This is a genomic window from Veillonella dispar (assembly GCF_937975875.1).
GTDB lineage: Bacteria > Bacillota > Negativicutes > Veillonellales > Veillonellaceae > Veillonella > Veillonella dispar_B.
The window spans coordinates 1-5,871 of the sequence record NZ_CALJSP010000080.1; the positions used below are offsets into that span (position 1 = coordinate 1).

Annotated in this window: 7 protein-coding genes; 4 read left to right on the top strand and 3 right to left on the bottom strand. The window is 41.2% G+C overall.

Annotated features, from left to right (window positions below):
- The 3 genes from Q7P05_RS03730 to Q7P05_RS03740 form a co-directional block, all read right to left on the bottom strand.
- Nucleotides 1-1,639, bottom strand: a 1,639-nt coding sequence (locus tag Q7P05_RS03730; RefSeq protein ID WP_303930547.1) for a PAS domain-containing protein, incomplete at its 3' end; no start/stop codon positions are given.
- A 174-nt stretch (nt 1,640-1,813) separates the two neighbouring features.
- Nucleotides 1,814-2,161 carry an energy transducer TonB gene (locus Q7P05_RS03735; protein WP_105090063.1) on the bottom strand — a complete coding sequence of 116 codons (348 nt, stop codon included), beginning with the start codon at nt 2,159-2,161 and terminating at the stop codon, nt 1,814-1,816.
- Nucleotides 2,162-2,171: 10 nt separating this feature from the next.
- On the bottom strand, nt 2,172-2,549 hold the full coding sequence (locus tag Q7P05_RS03740; RefSeq protein WP_303930550.1) for an energy transducer TonB: 378 nt from the start codon (nt 2,547-2,549) through the stop codon (nt 2,172-2,174).
- A gap of 412 nt (nt 2,550-2,961) precedes the next feature.
- On the opposite strand from Q7P05_RS03740, the gene Q7P05_RS03745 reads away from it, so the two are divergent.
- The 4 genes from Q7P05_RS03745 to Q7P05_RS03760 all read left to right on the top strand — a co-directional run.
- On the top strand, nt 2,962-3,903 hold the full coding sequence (locus Q7P05_RS03745; RefSeq protein WP_303930552.1) for a metal ABC transporter solute-binding protein, Zn/Mn family: 942 nt from the start codon (nt 2,962-2,964) through the stop codon (nt 3,901-3,903).
- A 107-nt stretch (nt 3,904-4,010) separates the two neighbouring features.
- Nucleotides 4,011-4,742, top strand: coding sequence for a metal ABC transporter ATP-binding protein (locus tag Q7P05_RS03750; protein ID WP_303930555.1), 732 nt, complete (start codon nt 4,011-4,013; stop codon nt 4,740-4,742).
- Nucleotides 4,739-5,704 (top strand): metal ABC transporter permease, encoded by a 966-nt coding sequence (locus Q7P05_RS03755; protein WP_303930558.1) that lies wholly within the window; start codon nt 4,739-4,741, stop codon nt 5,702-5,704. Before Q7P05_RS03750 ends, Q7P05_RS03755 begins: the two co-directional genes overlap by 4 nt.
- The coding region (locus Q7P05_RS03760; RefSeq protein ID WP_303930559.1) for a metal ABC transporter permease at nt 5,701-5,871 on the top strand (171 nt) is incomplete at its 3' end. The genes Q7P05_RS03755 and Q7P05_RS03760, both read left to right, overlap by 4 nt.

The following is a 5,871-nucleotide window of genomic DNA, read 5'->3' on the forward strand; positions in this document are numbered from 1 at the left end:
ATTTTCTAGCTTTATTAATAAAGGCATCGATTTTACCGACTAGTTCATCTACATTAAAATCACCACGTTCGGCAATCATCTTAATAGTTGCCACCTTAGCCATTACTTTCACCATTGGGGTTTTCAATTTCTCAAATTTAGGATTCAAAGAAATCAAATAATCTACCACTTCAGGGCTTTGCTTAATCAAGTTAGATAGAGTTGTCTTTGCATCGATATGGAAACGACCGTCAGCATCGGTAGCGAGTGGCTCTTCATCTACCTCTTCTGCAGCCTCTTGGGCTAAGGATTTATTATTATCATTACCCTTACCAGTACTATTTTCTGCATTTCCTACAAACTCTGTCTTATCCCAAGTTAATAGTGTGCGAGAACCTTCCAATTCACGGATATGAGTGCAATCTTGCATCATTTCTAGAACGCCACGGAATTTACCATTTTCATCACGTACTGCAGTGTAGATAACATAGATAAATAATCCCGGTTTATTAATCCAGAATTCAGCTTGGCTTTGCTCACCTGAGCGGAACTTCTCAACGATTTCTTCTACAACGTGAACGGATTTCGCAGGGTGACAATTCTTCACCTCACGACCGATAACATTGGCACTGCGAGGGAATATACGATGTGGCGTATCGCTGTAGAACTTAACAAGTTCGTTTTCATCTACATAGGACAAATCTACAGGAAGATGACGGAACAATAGATTGATTTGTTCTAATGTCAATTTTCCAGTAGCTACATCAAGAACAGCATCCTTGCCAACTTGTGCCCCACCTACAGGACCAACGTATTTGGATAATAACCCTGCTAAATCATTTAGGAACTCATTAGATACTGCACCATTTTGACCAGTGTTATTTCCATTTAATTGAGCTGCTGAATCGTTGATGCCTGCCACGACATACAAACCTGGCGGATTGATGATAGCATAACCAATTTCATGATCGTTTTTGCTCATGCGCACAAATTCTTCATCACTTAGTAATTTAAAGGATGTTGGCAATAAAACCTCTAACTCTTTGGAATTCAAATCGCGCAATTTCGCCAATGTTTCTGGCACAGACGCTAAAAATTCTTCGTATTTATCTTCACGAAGCAATGCATAGGACGCAGAGATGGCATCACGCACGCCATCGTCAAAGGTCCACATAATACGCGTAGGACGATCAAATCCATGATCCTCTAGCATTGGATATAATTGATTTTGCTTGCGGGATAGATGAATACGCCATTGCGCTAAGGAATCAAATACACCGAGCCACGGATTTTTAATAAACTTATCTTGTTTCAACAATTCATCAGCTTCAAGCGCCACTTTTTCAACGGCATTAATCTCTTCCAAATAGGCCCATAATGGATGATTTTCAGGGTACTCATTTTCAGCGCGTACTAATACGCCATCAAATAAGTTCAATAAATCATCCATCTTATCTAGGATTTCTTCATCCTTATATACACCTTTCAAACTTTGCTCTGCATAGGCAAACTCATCAGGCGTGCAAGTACCTAATTTTTCTTTCAAAATACGGTTACCCTCTTCTAAGGATAATTTGCCGTCTAAATAATCCTCTTTAATAGATACAATAATTCTGTACCGTTCGTTATTAATGTCTAGCTTTTGCTTTAATGGATTCATATGCTTATACCTCCACGGGTCAAAGACTATTAGTATATACAATATATTATTACTATATTAAATATACTTTTATTATATCCATTTTGAAAGTAATTTTCAGTTGCCACAGATACATATTTAGATATATTTGAAAGATTCTAAAAAAGCGCCCATACTAAGTATGAGCGCCTTTGATTAGTTTCTAAAATCAATATATTCAGTTTTAGAAGATGCTACAGGATTACCATTGGAGTCTGTAGCCGGGTTGAAACGCCATGTGGAGATTTTCTCAACAAGAGCCTCATCAAGAGCAGTAACCCCACTAGATTTTACAACCTCTACGTCCCCTACAGAGCCATCTTCATTGATGGTAAAACGCACATCTGCACTTTGAATTGAATCGCCATAACCAGCAATATTAATTTGATCTACAGATGGTGTAGATATCGCTACAGGCAATTGAAATGGAGCCGCCAACACAGTGGCTGCCATACTCGTTGCAAACAATGCGCTTAATACAGTACAACGCAACACTTTATTCATCACATTCTCCTTATTTAGCTGTTACAGCATGTTTAGGTAGAGTAATTGTCATCCCAATAATAGATTCATGAGCCTTTTGGTCTACGCCGATAGCAGGTGTAAATTTCCATTGTAGAATGGCTTTCTTCACTGCTTCATCAATTGGAGCATAGCCAGAGGAACGTTCTACGAATACGTTTTTAACGTTACCTTTTTTATCAATTAAGAAGCGTACGCGCATATTAGGCGCTACCGTAGCTGTTTGAGGAACCTCAGGCAACTCAGGTTTTACAATTTCCACTTCGCGCGGAGATTCTAAGAACTTAGCCGCATCAGCTGTATAGTTACCTAATACGCCAAAGGATGCAACAAGTAAAGCCGCCGCAGTGAATCGGAATAATTTATTCATAATATGCCTCCTTATTTATTGTAAGTCTATGAATAATATCATACTAAATAAAGATGAATATTTAAAGAACATTTTCTTATTGATAAATTTTCTCATTTATGTTATATTGAGTTCAAGATAACTGTTCGGACTTACATATCAGGTAGATATGACAAAATAATACAAAGGAGGTTCATCATGAGACGTAGAAAGCGTATTCAAATGAAGGTCATGATGGTACTTGGTATCGTTGCCCTCGTTGGACCGAACCATTTACAAGCTCTCATCCACTAAATGATCGTGACCTTAGCAGAAGACCGTATAACTGCCAATAGCCGCTACGTTAGTAGCGGCTATTTTTCCGCTTAAATGAAGGTAGTTATCAAGATAATTAAAGATTTTAAATTCACTAACTATAAAAAGGAGGTTTATTATGAAATTCAATCGAATCTTACTAATCGTCGTATCATTAGCACTTATGTTATTCGCATTAGCAGGCTGTGGAAAAGATGCAGCCCAAGACAGCCAGAAAAAATTAAATGTTGTGGCTACTACTACAATGTTAACGGATTTAGTAAAAGAAATTGGCGGTGACCATGTATCCGTCCAAGGACTCATGGGCCCTGGCGTAGACCCTCACCTCTATCAAGCGAGCGCCGGCGATGTAACAACTATGTCTAAGGCAGATGTTGTGGTGTACAACGGCATTCACTTAGAAGGTAAAATGGGTTCCATTTTTGACAATTTAACAAAACAAAATAAAGCTACTATCCGCGTATCCGACGCCATTGATCCAGCTACTCTACTCGACTTTGACGAAGAAGATGGCGTGAAAACTAAAGATCCTCATATTTGGTTCGATGTAGCTAACTGGAAACTTGCTGCCAAAGCGGTTTACGAAGGTCTTGCGAAAGCAGATCCAGCTCACAAAGAGGATTTCAAGAAACGCTATGATGCGTACCTCACTAAATTAGATGAAACAGATGCTTACATCAAAACTCAAGCAGAATCAATTCCTAAAGAATCTCGCGTTCTCGTAACAGCACACGATGCCTTCCAATACTTTGCTCGCGCGTATGGCTTTGAAGTAAAAGGTTTGCAAGGTGTAAGTACTGCTACAGAAGCAGGCACACAAGATGTGAATGAACTTGTTCAATTCATCGTAGATCATAAAATTAAAGCCATCTTCGTAGAATCTTCTGTACCACACAAAACAATTGAAGCCGTTCAAGAAGCAGCTAAGGCTAAAGGCTGGAACGTTGCTATCGGTGGCGAATTATACTCCGACTCCCTCGGTTCTGAAGGCACTGAAGGCGGCACATATATCGGCATGGTAAAAACCAATATCGATACTATCGTTAAAGCACTTAAATAACAAATAACGTTTCAAAACAAGGACGACATACAGTGTACGCCCTATGTAAGTACAAGTACTACTAATAATACAGCGATAGTAGCACTTATTGATAAAAGGAGGTCTCCATGGAATGGGCCGTTGAAGTTGAAGATATGACCGTAGCTTATACGACAAAACCCGTATTATGGGACGTAGATATGAAGGTACCCATCGGTTCCTTAGCGGCTATCGTCGGCCCTAATGGAGCCGGTAAATCTACATTATTAAAGGCCATGTTAGGCCTATTAACAGTTATCTCAGGTAGTGTTAAGTTTTATATCGACCACCACCTTGCAATGGACAAAAAGGATTACAAGAAAATCGCCTATGTACCTCAAAGCGGTAGCGTAGACTGGGACTTTCCTACTACCGTATTAGACGTTGTACTTATGGGCCGCTATGGTCATCTAGGTTGGTTCAAACGACCAAGTAAAAAGGATAAGGAGCTGGCCCTCTCCATGATTGAAAAAATGGGCATGAGCGACTATGTAAATAGGCAAATTCGTCAACTTTCAGGGGGCCAACAACAGCGTGTATTCCTCGCGAGAGCCCTCGTACAAGAGGCAGATATTTATCTCATGGACGAGCCTTTCAAGGGCGTCGATAAAACGACGGAGCACGCCATTATCTCCCTTTTACAAGAAATGAAAGCACGCGGCAAAACGGTGATCGTCGTACACCACGATTTAAATACGGTACCTCAATATTTCGACTGGGTAACGATGGTCAATAAGCAAACCGTTGCCTATGGTCCCGTAGTAGAGACCTTTACCGATGAGACCATCGAACGTACCTACGGCAAGGGGAGGATTGTATGACCATACTCCAATCCTATACGACACAGATGGTATTGCTCGGCACGGCTCTCTTGGGCCTTGCCAGTGGTATTGCAGGCACCTTCGCTGTACTGCGCAAGGAAAGCCTCATCGGTGACGGCCTCTCCCATGCAGCGCTGCCTGGTGTAGTCATCGCTTTTTTGCTTACAGGCATCAAAGATATTGAGGTTCTCATCTTGGGCGCCGCCCTGTCCTCTATCACTGCAGCGTGGCTCATTACCATCACCGTAGAAAATAGTAAAATCAAATTTGATGGGGCTTTAGCTACTATACTATCTGCTTTCTTTGGTCTTGGTATGGTTCTGCTCACCTATCTTCAAAGTCTGAACAATGCAGGTCAGGCGGGGCTTTCAAAATTTATATTTGGACAGGCCGCCACCATATTAGCTCGCGATGTGTACATTACATCGGCGGCAGCGCTCATCATTATCGTTTTAACAGCCTTATTTTGGAAAGAGCTAAAGCTCATTTCCTTTGACGTAGAATACGCTAAAACATTGCAAATACCCGTCACCTTTACACTCATTTTATATCGATCTCTATTGATCATGACCATCATCATCGGCATTCAATCAGTAGGTGCTATCTTAATCAGTTCCCTACTCATTGCACCGGCCGTAGGGGCCCGTCAGTGGACGAACAAGCTAGGTACCATGTGTATACTAGCAGGATGTTTCGGTATGGTATCTGCTATTGGTGGTACCATTTGGAGTACAACAGTACAAAAACTGCCTACAGGTCCTGCGATCATCGTCATTCTGTCGGTTATTGTACTGTTGAGCCTCATATTTGCACCTAATAGAGGCATCTTGTGGCAATATCGTAGAAACAAACAATCAAAACAAGCTTTACTATCTGAAACCGCAAAGATAAGTCCTGCCGATTTGCAACAAAAGATATATAGAGCAGAGGGTGGACAGCCTCACATAGGAGGTGCCCCATGACAGTACATACAGAGATTTTACTCATCGCCATTGCGGTATCCATCGCGTGTGCTATCCCGGGTGTATTCCTCGTGCTGCGCCGTATGTCCATGATGGCCGACGCCATTACGCACACCGTATTCCTCGGCATCGTGCTCGCTTTCTTTGTAACAGAAGACTTAAACTCT

What these genes read in the sequence shown, in the direction of transcription:
- Q7P05_RS03750 (WP_303930555.1), top strand. Translation starts at nt 4,011, where the DNA reads ATGGAATGGGCCGTTGAAGTTGAAGATATGACCGTAGCTTATACGACA.
- Q7P05_RS03740 (WP_303930550.1), bottom strand. Translation starts at nt 2,549, where the DNA reads ATGAATAAATTATTCCGATTCACTGCGGCGGCTTTACTTGTTGCATCC.
- Q7P05_RS03735 (WP_105090063.1), bottom strand. Translation starts at nt 2,161, where the DNA reads ATGAATAAAGTGTTGCGTTGTACTGTATTAAGCGCATTGTTTGCAACG.
- Q7P05_RS03755 (WP_303930558.1), top strand. Translation starts at nt 4,739, where the DNA reads ATGACCATACTCCAATCCTATACGACACAGATGGTATTGCTCGGCACG.
- Q7P05_RS03745 (WP_303930552.1), top strand. Translation starts at nt 2,962, where the DNA reads ATGAAATTCAATCGAATCTTACTAATCGTCGTATCATTAGCACTTATG.